The sequence below is a fragment of the Sphingobium sp. LSP13-1-1.1 genome, assembly GCF_040676415.1.
GTDB lineage: Bacteria > Pseudomonadota > Alphaproteobacteria > Sphingomonadales > Sphingomonadaceae > Sphingobium.
In genome coordinates this window covers 112,578-135,573 of record NZ_JBEGHU010000067.1, presented here as the reverse complement: position 1 = coordinate 135,573, position 22,996 = coordinate 112,578, and the positions used below count along the sequence as shown (strand labels likewise).

The following is a 22,996-nucleotide window of genomic DNA, read 5'->3' as shown; positions in this document are numbered from 1 at the left end:
GATCGAGGCATATGGCTAAAATCGCGTTTATCGGCCTGGGCGTCATGGGCGGCCCGATTGCTGGGCATCTGGCGAAGGCGGGGCATGAGCTCACTGTCTATAACCGTTCCATCGGCAAGGCGAAGCGCTGGGCCGAGGCCTTTGGCGGGGCGGTCGCGATCAACCCAGCCAAGGCGGCCGAGGATGCGGAGATCGTCATCAGCTGCGTCGGCACCGATGATGATCTTAGCCAGATCACCCTGGGCCGGGATGGCGCCTTTCGTTCCATGAAGCCGGGCGGCCTGTTCATCGATCATACGACGGTTTCGGCACGGATCGCCCGGCAATTATTCGTGGAGGGGGAGAGCCGGGGGCTGCATTGCGTCGATGCACCGGTCACGGGCGGCCAGGCGGGGGCCGAAAGCGGCCGCCTGGCCATCATGTGCGGCGGCAGCGAGCCGGCAGTGGCTGCGGCGAAGATCGTGATGCAGGCCTATACCACCCGCATCGTCCATGTCGGGCGCGCGGGCGCCGGGCAGACCGCCAAGATGGTGAACCAGATCTGCATTGCCGGCGTTGTGCAGGGCCTGGCCGAGGCGCTGCGGTTCGCGCAGGCGGCGGAACTCGACTTGGACAAGCTGTTCGAAGCGATTTCCGGCGGGGCGGCGCAAAGCTGGCAGATGGACAAGCATTGGAAGACGATGGCGGCGGACAGTTTCGATTTCGGCTTTGCAGTGGATTGGATGCGCAAGGATCTGGGGCTGGCGCTGGAGGAAGCGCGGGCCAATGGCGCCACCCTGCCGGTGACCGCGCTGATTGACCAATTCTACGCTGATGTGCAGGCGATGGGCGGCCATCGTCAGGACACCAGCGCGCTCGTGCGGCGGATCACGCGGGCATGACCGGCAACGTTGCCGGCTCTGCGCCTGCCCCCAGAAAAAAACGACCCGGCGCCAAGCGACCCGGCATCGCTATCGCTGTTGCCCTGGCCCTGCCCTTCCCTGCCCTGGCCTCCGGCATCATCGACAATGTCAACGGCATCGCGCTGGATGCCAATGGCCATGTCGTCCGCTTCAGGGCGCTTACCATCGACGATGAGGGCAAGGTGGATAAGCTGCTGCCCGACCGCTATCAGGAACCGGAGCAGCCGCGCCCCCGGAAGCGGAAGAAGAACGAGCCGGAGCAGCCCCAGCCCAGTCGTCCCGACTTCAAGCTGGATGCCGGCGGGAAGACGCTGATCCCCGGCCTGATCGACGCGCATGGGCATGTGATGGGTTACGGCCTGTCGCTGATCACCCTGGACTTGTCAGACATGAAATCACTCGCGGAGGCGCAGGCGAAGATCAGGGCCTATGCCGCCGCCAATAGCGGCCGGAAATGGATCATCGGCACGGGCTGGAATCAGGAACTTTGGGGCCTGGGCCGCTTTCCGACGGCGGCAGAGCTGGACGCCGCCGTCAGCGACGTTCCGGTCTGGCTGGAACGGATAGACGGACATGCGGGCTGGGCCAATTCACTGGCGATCAAGGCGGCGGCCGTCTCCGCCGCGACCAAGGAGCCCGCCGGCGGGCGGATCGAAATGGCCGCAGGGAAGCCGGCGGGCGTGTTCGTCGACAAGGCGATGGACCTGATCACGCGGGTCGTGCCTCCCCCGGCGCCCAAGGACCGCGACATCGCGCTGGAAAAGGCGCAGCAGGCGTTGCTGCGGCAGGGCATCACCAGCGTTGCCGACATGGGCACCGGCATCGACGACTGGCAGGCCTTTCGCCGTTCGGCGGACCGCGGCGCATTGCGGGTACGGATCATGTCCTATGCGCTCGGCCTTGAGAATATGGTGCTGATCGCCGGACCGGAGCCGACGCCCTGGCTCTATGATGACCATCTGCGCATGGGCGGGATCAAGCTGATCCTGGATGGCGCGCTCGGATCGCGGGGGGCCTGGCTCAAGGCCGACTATGCCGATGCGCCGGGGCAGCGTGGCCTGCCGATGATCCCGTCAACCCAGCTTCGCAACATCATGAGCCGGGCGGCGATGGACAATTTCCAGATCGCAGTCCACGCCATCGGCGACGCGGCCAACAGCGAAGTGCTGGATGCGGTGCAGGAACTCAGCGAAACCTACAAGGGCGACCGGCGCTGGCGCATCGAACATGCGCAGATCGTCGATCCGGCCGAACTGCCGCGCTTCGGCCAATATGGCATTGTCGCATCGATGCAGCCGATCCATCAGACCTCCGACTGGCGCATGGCCACGGCGCGACTGGGAGAGGCGCGGTTGAAAGGCGCCTATGCCTGGAAAGCGATGCTGGACAATCGCGTGCCGCTTGCCTTCGGGTCGGACGTCCCGGTGGAAAGTCCCAATCCCTTCCCCGGCATCGCCGCCGCCATGACTCGGGAGGATGCGTCGGGCCAGCCAGCGGGCGGCTGGATGCCGGAGCAGCGGGTGAGCTTCGAGGCGGCGTTGGACGGGTTCACCAGGACGGCGGCCTATGCGGGCTTTGCGGAAAAGCGCTTCGGCAGTCTGGTGCCGGGACAGCGGGCGGACTTCCTGCTGATCGACCGGGATATCTCTACGTCCAGTCCGGCTGAAATTCGTGGAACACAGGTGCTTGAAACCTGGATCGGCGGCAAGCGGGTCTATGTGAAGGGACAGTAGCCTGCCGTTGCAAACAGCGCGCCCGGCCACGGGCACGCATCGCCCTTACAACACATCTCCCGCCGCGTTGAACGCCTCATCCTCCGTCTCCGGCAGAGGCGGCTGCACCGGCTTGTCGCACCCCTCTTCCTTCATGTGCGCGCGCAGCGCGTCCATGCGTCCGAGATTCCAGCGCGCCAACGGCACGCCAAGCGGCCGAAACTCAGCGCGATCGAACAACTCCACCACATAATTCCTGCAGAGACTGTCGACCTGCTCAAGCGTCAGCATGCCCAGGTTCATCACCATCGGCTTGCCCGGTACGCCATTGCGTCCTCGCACCAGGTCGGTCACATAAAGCCCGCCGCGCGGATCGACCAACACGACGTCGGCCCTGGATGCGTCGATCATCCTGTGGCTTGCCGCATAGGGCGCAACGAAGCTGTGCGTCCGCCACACCAGAAAAGCGCTGCTGAGCAAGGCCAAGGCCGTTCCCACGAATATGGGTCGCAGGGCGCCAGTGCGGAAACGCGCCCAGCCAAGGCCCGCCAACAGGCAGAAAGGCCCGATGAAGCCGTGGGCATAGCGATAGCCCCAGCCATAGCCCTGCGCCAGGGCGAGCGCGCATCCCGCGAAGCAGCCCAGCGCCAACGGCAGCGCGATCTCCTGCCCCCGGATCGCCTTGCGCCAGCGCATTGCGAACACGCCCAGAGTGGCGAGCGGCACCATCAATATATTGTTCCAGGCGGCGAAACGGCTGAGATTCACCAGCGGCTGCCAGCGGTCGCCCAGCCGTTCGAACAGGCTGCCCACCTTGTCCGCCACGCCCGCAGAAGGGCGCACGTCGGTGGGTTGCCCCAACACATGGGTCAGGAAGGCGGGCCAGAGCTTCGCCCAGACGATAACGATGGCCGCCAACACAAGGATGTGGAATATCGCGACCTTCCACCGCTTGCCCAGCAGCATCCAGAGAATGAAGGGCGCGATGAAGATCGGCGGGAAGTGCCATTGATGCAGGCCGGCCGCGATCAGCGCGATCGCGCCCGCGCTCAGATGACCGATCGGCCCACCGCGCAGCACCAGCGCCAGCCAGACCATGTTGAGTGCGAAATGCCCGGTCATGGCGTAGGGCGTCATCGCCGTGACCCATAGCTGAGCCGACGACAGCGCCAGCAGCATCGTCACCCAGACCGCATCGGGCCTGTCCGGGAAGAGGTGCAGCGCCACCCGCCACAGCGCGAACAGCCCGGCCATCAGCAGCACCGGCCCGGCCAGATTGGGGTCGCCCAACTGCCAAAACAACGCCTGGATCGCGCTGTTCACCGGCAGATAGGCTGCCGTCCAATAATCCGCCGCGCCAAAGGGAGAGAAGAATTCGGGCATGATCGCCCGGCGATAGGCCTCCCACTCCATCGGGATCGGGCGGGCCAGGAAACCCTCCCGCATGTAAGCGGCGGCGAAGCGGGCGACCTCCTCGTCGCGGGAAATGGAATAGTCCTGGAACAGCCAGTAATGGCCCGCCCATGCCACCAGACCGAATACCAGCACCAGCGGCACCATTGTCCGGGCGCGCGGCAGTGGCAGGCGCCAGCCCAGACCCTCCGCAAAGGGCGCGGCCAGCGTCAGGAGCAGCAACGCGCCAAGAAGCGCCGGAAAATCCTGGTCGAGGAACAGGATAACCGCCAGGCTGATCCCCTGCCTGTAGGTCACATGCCAGAGGAAGGTTGCGCCCAGCCAAAGCGTCAGCCCGATCGCCCCCGCAAGGAGCAGGCGAGTGGCACTGACCGGGCGCGCGGGAACGACCATCAGCCTTCCCGCGGCAACAGCGCCTGGTTGACGAAAATCCCGTCCATCTCGACCAGAAGGGGAAAATGCCCCTTGTTGTTGGCGAAGAAGGCGGAGGGGAGGAAGCCGCGCTCGGCCACCCAGTCGATCATCGCGCGATAGCTGGTGCCACCCTCATAGATCGGCCGGACGCCGAGTTCCGTCTGCACGCCAGCCATGTCGCGAAGCACTTCGCCCGCACCTTCACAGACGGACAGGTCATGCCCCTGGGTATCCATCTTCAGAAAGGGTCGGGCAAAGCCATGGGCGCGTTTCAGTTCCGGCAGCAGGCTTTCCAACCGGCGGCATTGCATGTCGACCGTGCGCGTCACCCTGTTGCGGTCGGCGAAAATGGCGTCCTGTTCCCCCGCCGGCTTCCTGAGCGAACTGAACTGGTCGGCCGCCATGATGTTGAAGCTGGCCATGCCATCGAAATCCGACAGGGCCATGTTGAACACATGCCATTGTCGGTCGGATGACGCATTCCGCTCCAGTTCGGAAAATATCTCGGGATTGGGCTCAAAGGACAATATCGTGCCACCGAAGCCCGCATCCTTGCGCAGCATCGTGGCATATTGACCGCGATTGGCGCCCACGTCGAACACGCAATCCACGGCAAAGGCGCCCAGGAAACGGCGCAGCGCCTGAATTTCCGGATATTGATGCACCCGCCCTGCCAGCGCCAGCCGCACCGCCAGCGCCCGATCACGCAGTTCCCGGATATAGCGGCTCATTTCCCGGTCACGCTGCGGTAGATGGCGATGGTGGCCAGGGCCATGTCCTTCCAATTGCCCATTGAATCTCCATAGGTCTGCGCCTGCGCGCCCAAAGCCTGCCTGATGGTCGCGCTTTCTACGAGGGGCAAGAGGGCTTGCGCAAGGGCGTGCGCATTGCCGGCCGGGCTTCTGACGGCCACTTCCTCCGGCAAGCTGGCGAACATGCCGACGTCGGACGTGACCATCGCCTTGCCATGGTGCAGGGCCGACAGGAAAGCGCCGCTGCTGTCGATATGTCGATAGGGGAAGACCAATATGTCCGCCTTTTTCATATGCGCGTCGAGCCGCTGTTCGGCAAGAAAGCCGAGATCGAGGATCAGTCGGTCGCCAAAGCCCGCAGCGTGGACGCTGTCCAGCAATGGGGCGATGTCCATGAAGGGCTTGCCCGCCAGCACCAGTTCGAAACCATGCCCTGCGCGCCAGAGCGACAGGCACGCCTCCAGCAGCAGGTCGACGCCTTTATACGGCCGGATAGTCCCGAAAAAGAGCAGGCGCGGCAGAACCGGGTCCGGTACTTGCGCCAGATCCTGCGGCCCGGCCGTTGCCAGTCGCATCGGCGGGTGCGGCGTCATATGGATGCGTCGGGGATCGACACCTTGACGTTCCAGCGCCTCCCTGGTCGTTCCCCCGTGCACGATCAGTGCATCGAACATGTCGAGCAGGCCGTGATACCCCCTGCCCTGCACCCCGGCATCGGCATGATAGGCATCGGCATTATGCACGGTGTGAACCAGTGCCGTGCCACCCTTCAACCGCCGCAGCATGATCCGGTCGGCAGGCGCGAGCGGCAGCCATTGCATATGCGCGACATCCGCACGCGTCAGCGGCGTCAGGTCGTCCAGCATGCAGCTCAGCCCATATTCCGCCGCCTTGAGCAGGCGGAAGGCCCGCCCTTCCCCCATGCGCAGGCGCAGAGCTTCGCTCCGACGGAAAAAGCGCGGCTCGTAACGATAGCCGTTCGGCGCAATCGCATCCGTGGCCCGCATCGGACGGCCAAGGAGGGCTACGTCCATGCCAGCCGCCGCCAGCGCCGCGCAAAGACTGTCGTCATAGCGTCCAGTGAAAAGCGACGGATCGCACATCGCGACCTTCATGCGCGCTTCCCTACCAGATGCCGCAGGGAAAGGCCGTGGATGAACGCGGCGACAAACAGGGTCAGCGTGTAGAGGATCAGGAACAGCAGGTCGAGCCGTTCCGGCGCGAATATCCTGGCCAGCGGCACGCTGAGCAGCGAACCGGCGAGGAAGGGCAAGGACCGGCCAAGCAGCAGCGTGAACCGTCCCAGCGCGCCTTGCACATAGACAGACACGCAGATCAGGGCGAGCGCCAGCAGCGCGCCGCCGATCAGCAGCAGTTCGACCCGGTCGATCGACGCGCGGCCATCGAACAACTTTGCGAACAACCATTCGCCCAGCAGGAGCAAGGCCGCCGAAGCACCGAACGCAAAGAAGAATGCCACCCCGAGCGCCCGCACCATCAACTGTCGCAGGCGACCTGTCTCCCCCGCATGAAAGGCGCGGGTGATGCGAGGTAATGCGGCCTCCACGGTCGCCCTGACCAGCATGGAAAGGGAACGCGACATCTTGAAGAAGAAGTCGAAGACCAGCATCGGCCGTGCATCAAGGGTTGCGGCGGCGATGGTGAAATAAGGCGCGTTATAGGCGAGGATTTCGGAAATGGTGAAGGCGGCCGAGGCGCCGATGTCCCGCAGATAATGGCGCCTGACATGGCCGCCACCGACCCCGAAGGACAGCCAGTGCCGCGTCTCCATGCCGAGGCGTCGATGCACCAGGGCGATGGCATAGCCGATCACCACCATACTGACGCAAAGTTGCAGAGCGACAGAGGCACGCGGGTCCAGTCCTTGCAGGATGAACAGCAGCAGCGCGATGGTCATCACCCGGCGCAGGCAATCCAGCGCTTCCCAGAGGAAATTGCCGTCCACCGCCGCAAGCGCCCTTTTGGCGAGCAGCGCGGGCAGGTTGAGACAGGCCGACAGGAAGAAGAGCAGGAAAAGCAGCGGCATGCCCGTGTGCAATCCGCCGATCGCCAGCGCGACCAGCAAAATCGCGAAACCGCCGAGGATCAGCAGGCCGAGGAAAAGGAACAGGACGCCCATTTCCTCCACGCGGAAGCCCCCCGCCTCATCCTGACCCAAGCCCAGCCAATGCCGGCGCAGGCGGGCATAGATGATGCTGGTGAGGCCGAACTCGGCGGAAATGGTGAAATTGCCGAACGCGACCAGCAGCAGGAAGGACTGGAACTCACGCAGAGGCAGGGCGCGCACGAAGACATAGGTGACGGCAAAGCCCCAGACCAGCGTCAGCCCGACATTGGCCAGCTTGATAAGGGCAAGGATGCGCGCCGACCCCTCCATCCGGGCGAGCGCGCTGCCGGGCGGCATGCTCACCGGGCGCCGGGCGCGAGCGGCTTGCGGGCGCGGAACAGCCGGTCGTCCAGTGCATAAAAATGCCGCGTATCAGCATCGATGGCGCTGGCGTCGATCTCCTCCAGATCAAAGCCCGCCGCCCGGATGCGGTCGGCAAAATCCAGGCCATATTGCCGCACATGGTCCCACTGGCCAAAACGCCGCTCGCGATCGCGCGGCGGCATGTCGAAGCTGCCGTCCTCGGTCGGCCTGTCCCATAATGGCACGATCAACCAGGCTTCTCCACCGGGCTTCAGCGCGCGATGGATGTTGCGCAGCACGGCATGATCGTCGGGAACATGCTCCATCACATGGCTGGCGTAGAAGAGGTCGTAGCGATCGCTGGCATCAAGCGCCATCAGGTCGACGCGCTGCATGTTCGGCACATGGTAGCGGCCGGGATCGAGATCCGCCGGCGTATAATCGGCGGCGGTGGAAAAGCGGCGCACCAGACTGCCTTCATTCGGCGCCATGTGCAGCACAGCGCCCTGTTCCGGCACGGTCAGCACATGGCCCGCGATCAGATGGTTCATCAGCCGTTCGCGCGGGGAAGCGCCGCAGTTCGGACATCCCCATTCGGCATTGTCACCATAACGGAAAAATCCCACCACCGCCTGCCCGCAGGCCGGGCAGCCCCGGTTCGCCCGCGCGCCCAGAGCCCTGCGCACGGCCAACAGGCTGCGGGTCAGATGCTTGCCGGCGGCTTTCGCCACCCGCTGGAAAGTGATCACGCCTTGGCTCCAAAAAGCAGTTGGCACCGGCCTATACAATATGCCGCCATTTTGGCGAGCGATTCATTCCGTGCGCTGCTGATCCTTTGGCCCGTCGTCCAGGCAGGGCGCACCAATGGGCGGGGAAGCACCGATCAGCGCGACTTGGCTGGATTCCAGATCGTCACGGTACGCCCCGTCATCGCCTTCACGACGCCCTGCAATGTCGCGAAATAGGCGATCACGATGTCCACTATCGCCGCGAACGGCCCGCCCCTGGAACGCAGCCCCCGCCACAGGATGAACACGCCAGCCAGACCGCAGACCATGTAGAGCGTCGGCGAAATCCGCATCGCCAACGTTCCCGCCGCAACGATGCCCGTCAGGATAAAGATCCCGCCAAACCACCGCACGATCTTGCGCGAGGCATATTTGAACCTGTCGATCGCGCGCATCCGTCGTAATTGCGGCCGCAAATGGCTGTGGGTATGCCAGGCGCGGGCAGCGATGCGGACCTTGCGGCGATATTCGTCACCGCGCGCCGCCACCAGCCTTTCGCGGGCGATCACGTCCTTCGCTTTCACCAGCCGCTTGCCCGCGAAGACGACCGCCATCGACACGGTCAGATCGTCCAGCACGCTGTCAGGGAATTCCGGATAAAGCGCGCGCCTGATGGAGAAGATCGAGCCGTCGGCCCCCAGCACATTGCCGGTGCGCGATTCCTCGTCTTTCAACCGTTCCTCGATCCGCCAGTAGAGCGACCCGACCGAAGCTGTGGCGCTGTCCCCATCGCCCATATAGTGCAGCGACCCCAGCACGCCACCGATCTCCGGATCGGAATAACGCGCCAGCAGATTCTCAATCGCATCGGCGTCCAGCGTCACATTGGCGTCGGTGAAGATCAGCACATCGCCCTCCGCCCGCGCCGCCAGCAGCTTCATGCCATGCGCCTTGCCGCTGCGGCCCGGACCGCGCAGCAACGTCACCAGATCGCCCTGCGCCGCGATCAGCGCGGCAGTCTCATCCGAGGAGCCATCGTCGAAGGCGAGAATTTCAAGCTTTGGGTAGCGCGCCTTCAGCATCGCCAGATTGGCCAGCTTTTCCGGCATCGCCCCTGCCTCATTATAGGCGCAGAAAAGCAGCGAGGCGGACGGCGCCGGCCCTGCCACCGGCTTTTCCGGCCGGGTGGGCAGCAGGCGCAGAACCAGCGGATAGAAGAGGAACGGCCATGCCACCGCCGTCAGAGACAACAGCAGCGCCAGGGTCGCGATCAGATCGGTCCGGTCCATCAATAGGCCCACCTCTCAATAAGCCTTGTGATGCACGAGCACGCCAATGGTCGCGACGATGATGCGCAGGTCACGCCAGATCGACCATTTGGTGACATATTCCAGGTCCGACTGAAGCCGGTCGATCAGATCCTGATGATCATCGGTAGAACCGCGATGACCGCGCACCTGCGCCAGCCCGGTCATGCCCGGCTTGATGCAATGCCGCTCCCAATAGCGCTCGTCCACTTCCCAATAGAGGCTGTCACCGGCCTTGGCGGCGGCGGCGTGAGGGCGCGGGCCGACGATGCTCATGTCGCCGCGCAGGACATTGAACAGTTGCGGCAGCTCATCGATGCTGGTCTTGCGCAGAAAACGGCCCACGGCCGTCACCCTATCGTCGTCGCGCGTGGTCAACTTGTCGGCCTTCCGGTCACTCGCCTCCGTCCGCATCGAACGGAATTTGTAGATGTTGAACGGCCGGGCATCCCGCCCGATCCGCGGCTGGCGGAAGATGACCGGACCGGGACTGGTCAGTTTCACGGCCAGCGCAGCGGCGATCAGCACCGGGGACAGCGCAATGGTTGCCGCCGTCGCGACGATGATGTCGAAGAATCGTTTGATGAGGCGGTCGCGAAACTGGAACGGCCCGCCCGCGACGATGATCGTCGGCTGGCCGTCGAACTCGTCCACCCGCGCGGGGGCGAAACGCAGCAGTTCCGGCACCACTATCTCGCCCCGCGCGGACAGGGACTTCAGGGCCACCGACCAGTCGTCCATCCGATCCATCGGGCAGGCGACGATCACCCGTTCCGCCATGCCGACGGCGGCGGCCAGCCTGGCGGCCATTTCGGCATCATGCCCCTTTGGATGCAGGCCGGCAGCGGCGGCCTCTATCAAATGCATGTGCGGACCGGTATCGATCGTCACCCCGTCCATGATGACCACGGTCAGATGCGGCACCTCACCCAGCAGGTGGGCGCTCAGCCGCCCGATGGCGAGCCGCACGGTCGCCACGCCGGCCGCCGAAATCCCCAACCCGACGATGAAGGTCAGACGCGAAAGCTGCTCCGCGATCTTGCCCAGATAGACGATCAGCAGCATCAGCATCGCCGCCTGCGCCAAGGCCATCAACCCCTGGAAGATGCCCCGCCGCAGGTTTTCCAGCATATGGATGCCATAGGCGCCGCCCTGCACCCCCAGCAGCACATAGATCGGCGCGATCATCGCGAACATGACGATGCCGTGCGGCTTGCCCGGTTCGCCCAGCCATGCGCCCAGCACCAGATAATTGGCGAGCAGGAAGGACAGGAAAAGTCCCGCCATGTCCCCCAGCAGACACAGCAGGTACAGGCGCACCCGCAATATTTCCTTGGAGACTGTCACTTATGGACCCTGATCAGCTTGGCGTGTCCGTCCCGTTGGCACTGCTTCGCACGGCTTGCAAGGATTTGATCGGCCACCCGCCCGGCGCGCAGCCCCGTCATAGGGCGATCCCGCATCAGAGGCTGAACAATCGCGTCAAAGCCTTGTCCAGCATCAGCAATTGCCACAGCAGCCGCCCATGATCGGCCAGCCCTGATTTATGGTCCGCCGCCGCCTTCCCCAGCACCCGCGGATCGAACCACCCCGTCCGGGCCAGAGCGGAGCCGCCCGCGATCGCCGTCGCTTCACCCGCCAGCGGGCCGCGAAACCATGCGCTGATCGGGGTCACGAAGCCCATTTTCGGGCGATAGAGTATGTCCTGCGGCAGGAACGGCTCCATCGCCTTCTTCATCAGATATTTGCCGCTGTTCCCGCGAATCCTTTGCGCCACGGGCAGGCGGGCGGCGAACTCGACCAGCCGGTGATCCAGCAGGGGCTCCCGCGCTTCCAGGCTGACGGCCATGCTCATCCGGTCGGTCTTGGTCAGGATGTCGCCGGGCAGCCAGATGCGCATGTCCGCATATTGCGCGCGGTCGAGCGGATCGCGTGCCGGCGCCTGCGCCATCGTCCTGATATAGCGATCCTCCGCCCGATAGGCGCCGAGGCGGGTCTTCATATCCTGGCTGAACAGTCGCTGCCGCAAGGCATGGGGCGTTACCCCGACTGACGCGGCATAGGCTTCCCCGCCCTCCCCCGCCAGTTCGAGCAGGGTCGATTTGGCCCGCAGGGGCCGGGGAGCCCAGTCCGCCTTGGGATACCAGCGCCCCAGGGTTCCGAACAAGGGCTGCCGCACCGAAGCGGGGATCAGACCGCGCAGTCGCTCCCCCTGCATCTGGAAACGATGCCGCCGATAGCCGGCAAAGGCCTCATCCGCACCATCTCCGGAAAGGGCCACCGTCACCTTCTCTCGCGCCAGTTCACACACCCGATAGGTCGGCAGCGCCGAGGCATCGGCGAAGGGTTCGTCGAAATGGAGCGCCAATATGTCGATCAGCCCATAATCGTCCGGCGACACGATGCGGGTGCGATGATCGGTGGCAAAGCGCCGCGCAACCCTGTCGGCATAGGCGGTTTCATCCAGTTCCTTGACGTCGAAGCCGATGGTGCAGGTCCTGACCGCCTGTTTCGACGCCTCCGCCATCAGCGCGACGACGCTGCTGCTGTCCACCCCACCCGAGAGGAAGGCGCCCAGCGGCACGTCCGCCACCATGCGGGATCGCACCGCCTGCCGCATCAGCGCGACCAGTTCCTCCTCCAGCGCCTCTGGCTTCGCGCTGCTGCGATCGGCAAAGCTGACGTCCCAGTAGCGCTGCGGTTGCGGCAGGGGCCGACCACGCACGATGCGGAGCGTCTCGCCCGCGCCCAGCTTCCGCACGCCGGCCACCATGCAGGCGTCATCGGGCACATAGCCAAAAGCAAGATAATCCTCGACCGCAGACAGGTCCGGAGCGCGCCGCAAAAGCGGATGGGCGAGCAGGCTCTTGAGTTCCGATCCGAAGATCAGGCTGCCGTCCGACAGCAGCGCATAATGGAGCGGCTTCACGCCAAGCCTGTCGCGCACCAGCCAGAGCGCCTGCGCCCGCGCATCGAACAGGGCGAAGGCGAACATGCCATTGAACTTCTCGACGCAGGCCTCGCCCCATTGGCGATAGCCGTGCAGGATGACTTCCGTATCGCTATGCGTGCGGAAGACATGGCCCTTGGCCTCCAGTTCGGCGCGCACCTCCCGGAAATTGTAGATTTCGCCGTTGAAGACGACGGCCAGGCTGTCATCCTCCGTCAGCATAGGTTGCGCGCCGCTGCCCAGGTCGATGATCGAGAGGCGCAGATGGCCCAGCCCAATGCCCGGCGCGGTCCAGATGCCGCTGTCGTCCGGTCCGCGCCAGGGCATGGCATCCAGCATCAGCCCGACCCGCGCCGGATCGACCGGCTTGGCCGTTTCAAGGTGGAAAATGCCCGCTATTCCGCACATTCGACGGGTCTTAGCGGGTTCGGAGGCTGCGGTCAGCCAAATCCTTCACATCGCCCAAATCATGAAGGAAGGTTGCGATGGCGGCATTCGAAGGGCGCCCGGCTCGTTCCTCCGCCGAAACCAGCACCGCGGCGGCGCGCTGGTCGCGACCCAGGATGCGCGCCTTCATCGTCTCCAGCTTGACCAGATGAGCGCTTCCCGTGGGCTGGCCGTTGCCCACGACATAGAAGCTGACCACATGGCGCACCATCCGGCCGGGCCCGGTGATCCGCTCACCCCGCGCGCCGTCGGGCGCCGCGGCAGGTTGCGACCAGGTCCATCCGCTATCTGCTCCGGCGGCGCCCTGACCGAAACCGACCAGTTCGCGCCCCTCATCCTGCCGGTCGAAGGTCGCAATGGCGAGATCGACGACCTGCCCTGCCGCGTTGCCATATCTTGCCATCGCCAGATAATCGGCGCCATCGAAGCGCGGCCGCCATGAAGAAAGCGGCGGCTCATCGACCCGCGTCCAGCCCTTCACGTCCGGCATGACGGGCGGACTGGCAAGCGGCGCGCCGGCCATGCCGCTCGTCGCCAGCCATAGCGGCGCGGCCACGATCATGGCCAGCGCGCCGCAGGCGAGGATGCCGGGCGAAGAATGGCCTTCACCGCGCAATCGTTCGGGATCGAACCAGGGATCGCCGGGCTGCCGGTCGAAAAATGGCCAGGCGGCTGCCATCACGATCGTCATGATGATGGCGAAGAACAGCCAGCCATAAACCACATGATCGAAACCGGCCGCCGCATCGATGGTGGTCACTTCAGCGACGAAGATGGTGGCGAAGGCACGCACCCCGTTAGCCAATATGGACAGGGAGAGCGCGCCCGCCATGAAAATGATCCGTCGCCGCCAGCTGGTGAAGCAGACATTGCAGACCAATAGGCCATAGGCCGTCATGGCGATCACGAATTTCGCGCCGGAGCAGGCCTCCGCCACCTCGAAATAGCCGTTGGGCGTGGTAATGAAGATGCCCTGCATCTGCGCCGGAACGCCGGTCAGATGGAGCAGGACCATGCTGATATGCGCGGTCAGCAATTGGAGAGGGGCGACGATTTCCTCACCGAAGGGGACCATGAAAAAGGCGTAGAACAGCGGAAAGAGCAACGCCCGCGTCACGGCGGGGCCCAGCAAGGCGATCACCGAACCCTGCAACATCAGGATCAGCGCGCCGTGGCGCACCACGGCCACGCCCGCCGCAGCGCCCAGCATCCAGGAAAATACGCCCAGCCCCAGCCAGAGCAGCCCCGGCGCCCAGGCCGACGGCTCCAGCCGGCGCAGGCCCGGCAAACGCTGCTGCACCAGCCATGCGACCAGGATGGGGATGAACAGGCAATGCCCGTAGGTCGATGCGGTCCACCAGATCGCCATCATGCCCAGCAGGTCGCGGTGGAACAACGCCAGGATCGTGCCGGCAATGATGGCAAGCGCGGTCAGATGACCACGCCAGCCTGACAGCTTTACCTCCCGCCGTATTTGAAGCGCGTCTTCCATCACGCGGCCCTCGCGTCGTCGGCATCCGACGATCCGAACAGAAGGTTCGGCAGATTCGCCAGCGTCGCGGACCAGCGGTAGCGCTCCTCCATCCGCGATCGTGCCGCACGGCCGAGGCGCGCGGCATGGGCCGGATCGGCGAGCAGAGCAAGGATTTTCCCCGCCTCCTGCGCGGGGTCAGCGGCAATCAGCAGATGCTCGCCATCGCGGGCGTCAATCCCTTCGGCAGCCTGGGGCGACGCGAGGACGGGCCGCGCCATGGCCATCGCCTCCAGCACCTTGTTCTGGATACCCCGCGCGATCCGCAGCGGCGCCACCACCACGTCAGCCGCCGCCAGCCAGCCGCGAACATCAGGCACGGCGCCGGTCACGATCACGCCGGGCAAAGCCGCCAGCGCCTGCACCGATTTCGTCGGATTGCGGCCGACAATGACGAAAATCGCTTCCGGACAGCGGGCACGGATCGCGGGCAGGGTTTCGCGGGCGAAGCTCTCCACCGCCTCCACATTGGGACGATAGTCCATCTGGCCGGTGAAGACGAGCAGCCGCCCCTCGGGCCGATCGACGGCGGGGAAATCCGCTGCGGGATCGAAGAAATCCAGCGCGACGCCATTATCGATGCCGACGATGCGATCCGGCCCCAGACCGCTTGCACGCCGGAACAGCTCCGCCTCCGCCTCGCTCACAAAGGCGCAGAGGTCGGCGCGCTCCGCCACCTGCCGCTCGAAGTTCAGCAGCATGCGTCCTTCGCGCCGGTTGATCCACGCCATGGGACCGGAGCCTTGCGCGCCATAAGCGGCATATTTGGCCGAATCGAGATCCACGAAATCCATGACGAAGCGCACGCCGTCCGCCAGCACCGGCACGAAATGCGCCATCTGCGCCGAATAGGTAACCACCGCCGCGATGGGTCGCTCCGCCAGCGTCTTCGCGACCCAGCGATGCAGGTCGGGATGATCGAACAATGAAACCAGCAGGGGCTGGCGCTGCACCAGCCCCTTGAGGCCCGCCAGGATGCGCGAGTGGTCGCGCGTCAGCACGCATTGGCTGGCGGTGATCTTCGCCATGTCGGCGGCAAAGCCCATGTCCCGCGCATCGTCGGCAAAGCAGCCGACGTGGACGGGCGCGATCTCCGCCATCCGCTTCAGCAGATGACAGGACCGAATCTTGTCGCCCCGGTCCGGCGGAAAGGGGATGCGATGGCAGAGGAACAGAATGTCTCCCCTCATCCCAACCCTCGCGCGATAAGCGGCCCGATGAGGTTGGCGACCGGCAAGGGCAGCTTCTTCCAGAGGTCGATCCGCCGCTGATAGTGCGGGCTGTTGGGATTGATGTCCCGCCGCTCGCCCGTGGACGACCAGCTATGATAGGAAAGCGGAACGGGGTCGAAGCCGAAGCTCCTCTTCCAGGCCGCCTGGCCGCTGCCCGCCTTGGAACGGCCGAAGTCGAAGATGCGCATGCCCCGCGCGCGGCCATGACCCATCAGTCGGTAATACATGAGTTCGTTCGATCGCAGCCGCCGCGCGTCCGCGATACCCCCGCCCCAGAAGGGCATGACCCGCCCCTGATGATAGAGGGTCAGCACCGCCGAAACCGGCCGATCGCCATCATAGACGACCAATATATCGGCATCCTCGCCAAAGACCGCCAGCACCTCGCGGAACAGCCGCGCCGGGAAGACCGGCGTGCCGAGATTGCGCACGCTTTCCGAATAGACCCGGTAATGCGCCTGCCGATGTCGCGCTTCCCGCCCGATCTCGACGCGCAGCGCATCGTTGGCGAGCGCCTTGCGTAGTTCCGCCCGATGCTTGCGCGGCACGGCGAGCAGCTCCGCCTCATCATCCGCAGCGATAGGCCGCGCAAAGCCAAGATGGCTGTCCTCATGCAGCGTCCAGTCACTGCCCGGCACCGGCCCGCCGCGAATTTCGACCGAGGCGATGCCGCCGTCCCGCGCCATGCCCTCGCAGGCCGCCGCCAGCGCAGGCACTGCCGCCGGATCGCTGGCGAGAATCCCGCCATCGACGGCAAAGCCCGAAGACACCAGGGCCTGGCCGAACAGGGCGCTCTTCACATGATGCAGCGGCAGCAGCCCGACCACCTCCCCGGAAGGAGCCACGGCGGCCAGCATATGTGCCCGATTGCCCGTCCCCCGCTCCACGCCCGTCAACCAGGCGGGCCGGTGAAAGGGCGTCCCCGCCGGATGCGCCATGACGAAATCATCCGCTGCCGCCCGCTGCGCCGGATCGGCGAGATTCAACGTCGTGACGAGCATCTCCCCCGCCATCATGCTGCCCGCTCCACTTCCTGCGCCGCCAGCGCATCCACGCGGGTCCAGGAAAAGTCCCGCGTCAGGCGGCGCAGCTTGGCTGCCATGACCGACAGATTGCTGTAATGCCGCACCCGCGAGCGCAAGGGCGCGCCGTCGACGCGCGGCTGGTCAGGGTCGATTTCCCAGGGATGGAAATAGATGATCGCCGGTCGCCCTTCCCGCTGGTTCACCTGCCGGATAGCCCAGCGCGAAAAACCATAGGGTAGCAGCCGGAAGAAGCCGCCGCCGCCAGCCGCCAGCGTCCGACCGGCAAACTTCGCGGTGGTCACGGGCAATTCGACGAGCGGCGATCCCTTGACCGGCCTCCAGGCGAAGCGGGGCGATTCGGGCCAGCCATAATGATCATGCCGGATCGGCGCGACGCTGCTGGAATAGGCATAGCCTTCCTCCGCCAGCACCTCATGGGCCCAGGGGTTGCGCCGGTCGATGGAAAAGCTGGGCGCGCGATAACCGGTCACCGCCTGGCCGGTCGCATCCTCCAATATCGCCCGCGACCTGCGCAGATCAGCGCGGAATTGCGCTCCGTCGAAGGTGAAGACCCGCTTATGGTCATAGCCATGGCTGGCGACCTCATGCCCCGCCGTGACAATGCGCCGCATCAGCGCCGGATAGCGCTCCGCCACCCAGCCGAGCGTGAAGAAGGTCGCGTGGACCCCTGCCTCCTCGAACAGCGCCAGCACCGCATCGGTATTGCGCTCGACGCGATGGGCCAGACTGGTCCAATCCTCGCGCCGGATCGTATGCTCAAAGGCGCCAACCTGGAACCAGTCCTCGACGTCGACGGATAGGGCGTTCCGCATGAGTCCGGTCAGGCGGCGGCGCTTTGCTGCGCCTCGCCCAGCCTTTCCTCGCGCTCGACCCACTCGACGAGCAGCGTCAGTACCCGGCGCAGTGCCGTGTCCTGTTCCGTCACCCGGAATTCCAGCGTGGAAAGCCGTTCCTCGACGAGGGCGAAGCAATCCTTGAGCGCTTCGGGATCGACGCTCGGCGCGCTGCGGGCAAAGTCGTTCTCAGCCCGAAGCGTGTCGATCTCGGCTCGCAGAGAGGCGATCTCGTCCAGCAGGTGCATGGACGGATCGGGCCGGGCGGCGCGCAGCGCGTCGACCTCTGCGCGCAAGGCCGCGACCTCCTCGGACACGATCGGATCGGCTGCAACAGGCGCAGCGGCAGGTATGTCCGCCAGCTCCTCCGCCTCGTCCAGCACGTTGCGCGCCATCGGTTCGGGGGTCACGTCCGTGTCCGCACCCATGTCATTCACCACCGCATATACCACCTCGGCATCGATCACCGAAAGCTGGTCGAGCGCGCCCAGCAGCAAAACGCGGCTGACCAGCACGTTGATCCGGCGAGGCACGCCGCCCGTTGCGGCATAGATGGCGGCGAAAGCCTCCGCCGTGAATTGCGGGTCGCCCTGCCATCCGGCCAGCGACAGGCGATGCAGGATATAGGGTTCGACCTCCCGCCGCATCATCGGTTCCAGATGATGGGTGGCGATCACGCGCTGGCGAAGCTGCTCCAGTTCCGGTGATTTCAGCAGATCGCGAAATTCCGGCTGGCCCAGCAGGAAAATCTGCAACAGCGACTGCCCACCCAATTGGAAATTGGAGAGCATCCGCAATTCCTCAATGGCCGAGATTGGCAGATTCTGCGCTTCGTCCACGATCAGCAGCGACCGCTTGCCGGCCCGCGCCTGCGCATGGAGAAAAGCCTCGATCTGCCTCAGGATCTGCGCCTTGGGCATGCCGTCCACGCCCAGGCCGAAGCTCTGCGCGGCAAGGCGCAGCATGTCGTCGCCCTCCACCTGGGTAGAAACAACCTTCACCGCCGTCAGCCGCGAAGGATCGATGGTGTTCATGAGGTGACCGACCAGCGTCGTCTTGCCCGCGCCGATATCGCCGGTGATGACGATGAAGCCCTCCCCCTGGGCCAAGCCATAGCCCAGATAGGACAGCGCCTTGCGGTGCGTCGCGCTCTCGAAATAGAAATGCGGGTCCGGCGTCAGCTGGAACGGGCGTCCCTGCAATCCGTAGAACTGATCGTACATATCTATCTCTCCACCCGACGGGGCATTGGCTTAAAATGTGTATCGAAGGCCAAGCTGGCCCATGGCGTTGATGACGGCGTCCAGCTTGTCCGCCTTGGCACTGTCCACGCCGACGGAGGCGGACGCCTGAAGATTGCGCGTGACGAGCCGGTAATAGCTGGCGAAGGCGCCCAGGTTCAGCACATCCAGCCGGTTGCCGCTGGCGTCGAAATAATTGGCGTAGACGGCCGTATCGATACTGGAATGGCTGTCCATCCGGTAGGTGAGAGAGGCGTTGCCGTACCAGTTCTGGTCCCTCGTACCGCGCACCAGCACGGTTTCGCCGGAAGGCGTCACGAATTTGCGTTGCGAATAGCCAAGGCCCACGCCCAAGCCCCAGGGTCCGCGTTCCGCGGCGAACTGCGCGGCGACGCCGCGATAGCGGAAATTGGCGCCGGTGATACCCGCCAGCGCGTCGTTGAAGCACTGGCCGCCGCCAGTGGTCGAGAAAGCGCAGCCAGTGAAATCGCCCGTGAAGGGATTGCGTACGACATTGAGGTTGCTGCCCGAGAGCGCCGCCACATCGGAGGTGATGACCCGTCCGAAGCTGTCGATGCCGTCGAACACCACCAGGGCAAAGGACTTGTCGCGTCCCTGCCAGATGAAGCTGCCGGAATAGGTCATGCCGCCGTAGCGTTCGCCCACGCGCGCGGTCAGCGACGTGCGGTGGCTGGGCCGCCAGAGGACGCCGACATCCCAGATGATGTCGTCGAAATCATAGATGAGCTGGCGGGGCGAACTGCCGTCCGTGACATAGCGGCCGCCGGAGGAAATCACCGGCAGGCCGTTGGCGTCCAGCAAGGGCGAACGCTGGCTTATCTCCATCTTCTCATAGCCGACGCCGCCAATCAGGGCGAGCGTGGGCGACACCGGCAGGGTCGCGTCAAGCCGCGCCCATTTGTCCTCGAACCGCTGGTCGAGCTGGCTCGCATCCTCCCGGCTGTAGCCGGCGCTGGCGACAAGGCCCAGCGGCATCCACACCCCCGGCCCGACGCCGACAGAACCCATCAGGTCATGGGTGGTCGATTCCGCAAATCCTCTGCCCAGTGGCGCGCCGGGGAAGTCGACATTCACGTCGTCCTCGACCCGCGCATAGCCCAGCCGGTAGGAGGCGCTGACGTCCAGATCGCCCAGCCGCGTGACATAGGACGGGCCGACATAGCCGGCATAGACCTGGCTGCTATAGCCGTTATTGCGCACCGAAGCGCCGGAAAACCCGTCCGTACGGACCCGCGTCGCCAATCCACCTGCATTCAGCGTCAGCCCGCGCGCCAGTCCATATTGGCCACTGACGATACCGCTGATGATGTCCTGATCGCTGAGGTTTTCGCCCCAGCCGAAGCTGTGCGCATATTGCACGTCCGCCGCTGCTTCCAGCCGCCGGGTCTGCACGCTGGCCGTCACACCCGCGGTGACGTTGGTATAGGTCAGCACGTCGCCGCCGCCCTGGATCGGCGCGACCACGACCTGGTCGACACCCAGATAGGGGGAGACGTCGACCTTGCGCTCCTCATCGCGTGCAAGCGCGGGCGAGGCCAGGGCCATCCCCGCGAGAAGAAGGGCAATGCGGGAGATCATGAGCCCCCATGCTCCGCATCATGGCCATATGCGTGATAGCTACCGAAACGCCGTCCGCCGCTGGCGAAGTTCACACCGTTCAGGAGCAGCTTCACCTGGGACGCGCCCTTGAGCAGACCGGCCGCGTCGCGCAGCGCGCTTTCGGTCGTCCTGTCCGCGCGCACGACCAGCAGCGCGATGGCGGCGTGGCTCGCCAGCACCGCCGCCGGGGATGCGGCCAGCAAAGGGGGCGAATCGAACAGGATGATGCGGTCGGGGCGTCCCTCGGTCAGCCGGTTGAGCAGCATTTCCGTCCGCGCGGAAGCGAGATATTCGGTGTCGTTATTGCTCCGCTGCCCGGCAGGAAGCACGGACAGGGACGGGATATCGGTGCGCAGCACGATATCCTCTATGGCGATGGCCGGATCGGCCAGCGCGTCCATCAGGCCCGGCCCCGCCGTCAGACCCAGCGCCTCAGGGATGGCAGGCTTGCCGAAATCGGCGTCGACCAACAGGATCTCGCGCTCCTTCTCCGCAGCGAGGCTGAGCGCCAGATTGATCGCGCAGAAGCTCTTGCCTTCGCCACTATGCGCGGAGCAGATCAGCACCCGGTTTCCGCGGTTGTTGCCCGCCAGTTCCGCCAGCAGGTCACGCTTGAGCAGCCGGAATTCCTCGCTCATCGCGGTAACCGGACCGTCGGGCAGCAGATAGCCCGCCTCGACCAGCGCGATGCGGTCGATCGGCTGGACCGGCCCGGTCCAGTCCGGCGCGCGATGGCCGGGGACAGGCGTGTCCACGGCAAGGGCCGCAGGTTGTGCGACCTCCACCACCGGTTCGCCCGCCGGAACCTCGACCGCTGGCGCCGCGCGCCCACGCAGGGCCGCACTGAAATCATAGATCTCGGTCGCCCGCTCGATCAGCGATCCGCCGGAAAGGGACTTGTGCTTGTTCATTTCCAGTCCCTCCTCAGGCCAGCCCGCGCTGGACGAATTCGATGACGATCAGCAGCAGGCACAGCGCCGCCAGGCCGCCGCTGGCGCCTGCGAACCACTTCATCCGCTGCCTTTCCATCGCGAGTTGCGCCGCGTTGACGGTCTGGCTGATCGATCCGATCACGGCGACGCCCAGCGCCTTTTCCAGCCGCGCCGCATTGGGGAAGCCGCCCTTGAGCTGGGCCACGGCAAAGGCCGTGCCGACACCCGCGCCCAGTCCCAGGATCAGCACCCCCAGCAACAGCAGCGGCCGGTTGGGTGCGGCGGGAGCGGTCGGCAGGCTGGGCGGATTGATGACGCGGAACTGGACCGATCCGGTTTCCGACTTCACATCGCCGCGCAGGCGGATTTCCTCGCGGTCGGCCAGCATCTTGTCATATTGGGTCTTGAGCACCTGATAGTCGCGGTCGAGCCGTTCCTGCTCGGCGGCGAGGCCGGGCTCATCGGTCTGGCGCGAAGCCATGGCGTTGAGGTCGGCCTGCAACTGCGCCTTGCGGGCGGACAGCCCCTGCACCGTCGCGGCGCGTTCCGCCTGCATTGACCTGATCGAGAGATAGGCGGGATTGGGCGTGCTGCCCACGCTGCCGCCGCCCTGACCGCGCAGCAGGTCCACCTGCCGCTGGGCCGCGATCACGTCGGGATGGCTGTTGGTGAAGCCGCGCGCCCGCATCGACGCAAGATCCGCCTGCGCCTGCGCCAGGGCCGAAGGACCGCCCGAAGCGCCGACGCCCGGCAAGGTCTGCGGCGTGCCGGCAAGCTGCCCGTTCATCGCCGCCAGCGCGCTCTGCGCCTGCACGAGCTGCGAATCGATGCTGTTGATCTCCGACCGGGCGGCGTCCATGCGCTGGCCGATCGACCCGGCGCCCGGCAGCATGCCCGCATAGCGCTGCTCAAAATCCACGCGGCGCTGTTCGGCGGCGGCAAGCTGCTTGCCCCGCGCCGCCAGTTGCTGGTCGAGGAAGGCGAGGCTCTGGCTCGTCTCCACCTTGTCAGAGGACAGGTTGGTTTCCTGGAAGATGTCGACCAGCTTCTGCACGATCTGCTGCGAAATGCGCGCATTTGCGCCATCCGACAGGCCGGAGTCGGCCCAGGTGGCGCTGATGTCGATCATGCTGGGGTCAAGCTGGGCCATCACCGTGATGTTCTCGCGCAGCCTGGTGATCTTCGCTGCCAGGTCACGCGGCCCGTCAACCGTCCGGTTGAGGTCCGTTTCCTTGACCACCCGTTCCAGATTGGCGGTGCTGGCCAGCGTCTGGCGCAGGCGATCCAGATCCTGCTGCGCCTGGACCTGGGTGATGCCCACCTTGTCCTCCAGCAGCGACTGGGTGTTCACATAGACCCGCGCCTTGGATTCATAGCTGTTGGGGATGAGCGCCACGCCCAGCCAGCCGAGCAGGCACACGCCCCATGCCACCCCCAGCGCCAGCCAGCGGCGGAGCCAGAGGCCATGCAGGATGACCAGCAGTTCGTCGACCAGCGCCGCCATG

Annotated in this window: 18 protein-coding genes; 2 read left to right on the top strand and 16 right to left on the bottom strand. The window is 65.4% G+C overall.

The annotated features are described in order from the left end of the window. Window positions 1-11 precede the first annotated feature (11 nt). Together MRBLSP13_RS20585 and MRBLSP13_RS20580 are read left to right on the top strand one after the other, a co-directional pair. On the top strand, window positions 12-881 hold the full coding sequence (locus MRBLSP13_RS20585) for an NAD(P)-dependent oxidoreductase (protein WP_363737019.1): 870 nt from the start codon (window positions 12-14) through the stop codon (window positions 879-881). Further along, on the top strand, window positions 878-2,635 hold the full coding sequence (locus tag MRBLSP13_RS20580) for an amidohydrolase (RefSeq protein WP_363737020.1): 1,758 nt from the start codon (window positions 878-880) through the stop codon (window positions 2,633-2,635). The genes MRBLSP13_RS20585 and MRBLSP13_RS20580 overlap by 4 nt, the downstream gene beginning before the upstream one ends. 45 nt (window positions 2,636-2,680) lie before the next feature. Here MRBLSP13_RS20580 and MRBLSP13_RS20575 read toward each other — a convergent pair whose 3' ends face one another. From MRBLSP13_RS20575 to MRBLSP13_RS20500, 16 genes are all read right to left on the bottom strand, one after another. Continuing rightward, window positions 2,681-4,420, bottom strand: a complete 1,740-nt coding sequence (locus MRBLSP13_RS20575; protein ID WP_363756391.1) for an MFS transporter — start codon at window positions 4,418-4,420, stop codon at window positions 2,681-2,683. Beyond that, a complete protein-coding gene (locus MRBLSP13_RS20570) occupies window positions 4,420-5,172 on the bottom strand; it encodes an FkbM family methyltransferase (protein WP_363737024.1) in 753 nt (250 codons plus the stop codon). The genes MRBLSP13_RS20575 and MRBLSP13_RS20570 overlap by 1 nt, the downstream gene beginning before the upstream one ends. Next, window positions 5,169-6,308 (bottom strand): glycosyltransferase family 4 protein, encoded by a 1,140-nt coding sequence (locus MRBLSP13_RS20565; RefSeq protein ID WP_363737026.1) that lies wholly within the window; start codon window positions 6,306-6,308, stop codon window positions 5,169-5,171. The genes MRBLSP13_RS20570 and MRBLSP13_RS20565 overlap by 4 nt, the downstream gene beginning before the upstream one ends. Then, window positions 6,305-7,618 (bottom strand): hypothetical protein, encoded by a 1,314-nt coding sequence (locus tag MRBLSP13_RS20560; protein WP_363737430.1) that lies wholly within the window; start codon window positions 7,616-7,618, stop codon window positions 6,305-6,307. Before MRBLSP13_RS20560 ends, MRBLSP13_RS20565 begins: the two co-directional genes overlap by 4 nt. A gap of 2 nt (window positions 7,619-7,620) precedes the next feature. Further along, the gene (locus MRBLSP13_RS20555) at window positions 7,621-8,373 is read right to left on the bottom strand and encodes a class I SAM-dependent methyltransferase (RefSeq protein WP_363756389.1); all 753 of its coding nucleotides are present in this window, start codon (window positions 8,371-8,373) and stop codon (window positions 7,621-7,623) included. A 134-nt stretch (window positions 8,374-8,507) separates the two neighbouring features. Further along, the gene (locus MRBLSP13_RS20550) at window positions 8,508-9,641 is read right to left on the bottom strand and encodes a glycosyltransferase (protein ID WP_363756387.1); all 1,134 of its coding nucleotides are present in this window, start codon (window positions 9,639-9,641) and stop codon (window positions 8,508-8,510) included. A gap of 15 nt (window positions 9,642-9,656) precedes the next feature. Then, window positions 9,657-10,946 (bottom strand): sugar transferase, encoded by a 1,290-nt coding sequence (locus tag MRBLSP13_RS20545; RefSeq protein WP_414714734.1) that lies wholly within the window; start codon window positions 10,944-10,946, stop codon window positions 9,657-9,659. Window positions 10,947-11,121: 175 nt separating this feature from the next. Beyond that, entirely contained in the window at window positions 11,122-13,017 is a 1,896-nt protein-coding gene (locus tag MRBLSP13_RS20540) for an XrtA/PEP-CTERM system amidotransferase (protein WP_363737032.1), read from the bottom strand. A gap of 10 nt (window positions 13,018-13,027) precedes the next feature. Then, on the bottom strand, window positions 13,028-14,548 hold the full coding sequence (gene xrtA / locus MRBLSP13_RS20535) for an exosortase A (RefSeq protein ID WP_363756385.1): 1,521 nt from the start codon (window positions 14,546-14,548) through the stop codon (window positions 13,028-13,030). Further along, complete coding sequence (locus MRBLSP13_RS20530) at window positions 14,548-15,777, bottom strand: TIGR03087 family PEP-CTERM/XrtA system glycosyltransferase (RefSeq protein WP_363737034.1); 1,230 nt, start codon at window positions 15,775-15,777, stop codon at window positions 14,548-14,550. The genes xrtA and MRBLSP13_RS20530 overlap by 1 nt, the downstream gene beginning before the upstream one ends. Beyond that, window positions 15,774-16,835 (bottom strand): FemAB family XrtA/PEP-CTERM system-associated protein, encoded by a 1,062-nt coding sequence (locus MRBLSP13_RS20525; protein ID WP_363737035.1) that lies wholly within the window; start codon window positions 16,833-16,835, stop codon window positions 15,774-15,776. Before MRBLSP13_RS20525 ends, MRBLSP13_RS20530 begins: the two co-directional genes overlap by 4 nt. Beyond that, window positions 16,832-17,677, bottom strand: coding sequence for an XrtA system polysaccharide deacetylase (locus MRBLSP13_RS20520; RefSeq protein WP_363737036.1), 846 nt, complete (start codon window positions 17,675-17,677; stop codon window positions 16,832-16,834). Before MRBLSP13_RS20520 ends, MRBLSP13_RS20525 begins: the two co-directional genes overlap by 4 nt. A gap of 8 nt (window positions 17,678-17,685) precedes the next feature. Then, complete coding sequence (locus tag MRBLSP13_RS20515) at window positions 17,686-18,921, bottom strand: XrtA/PEP-CTERM system-associated ATPase (protein ID WP_363756383.1); 1,236 nt, start codon at window positions 18,919-18,921, stop codon at window positions 17,686-17,688. Window positions 18,922-18,951: 30 nt separating this feature from the next. Next, a complete protein-coding gene (locus tag MRBLSP13_RS20510) occupies window positions 18,952-20,538 on the bottom strand; it encodes a hypothetical protein (protein ID WP_363756381.1) in 1,587 nt (528 codons plus the stop codon). After that, window positions 20,535-21,470 carry a P-loop NTPase gene (locus tag MRBLSP13_RS20505; protein ID WP_363756379.1) on the bottom strand — a complete coding sequence of 312 codons (936 nt, stop codon included), beginning with the start codon at window positions 21,468-21,470 and terminating at the stop codon, window positions 20,535-20,537. Before MRBLSP13_RS20505 ends, MRBLSP13_RS20510 begins: the two co-directional genes overlap by 4 nt. 13 nt (window positions 21,471-21,483) lie before the next feature. Next, window positions 21,484-22,995 carry an XrtA system polysaccharide chain length determinant gene (locus tag MRBLSP13_RS20500; RefSeq protein WP_363737040.1) on the bottom strand — a complete coding sequence of 504 codons (1,512 nt, stop codon included), beginning with the start codon at window positions 22,993-22,995 and terminating at the stop codon, window positions 21,484-21,486. Window position 22,996 lies beyond the last annotated feature (1 nt).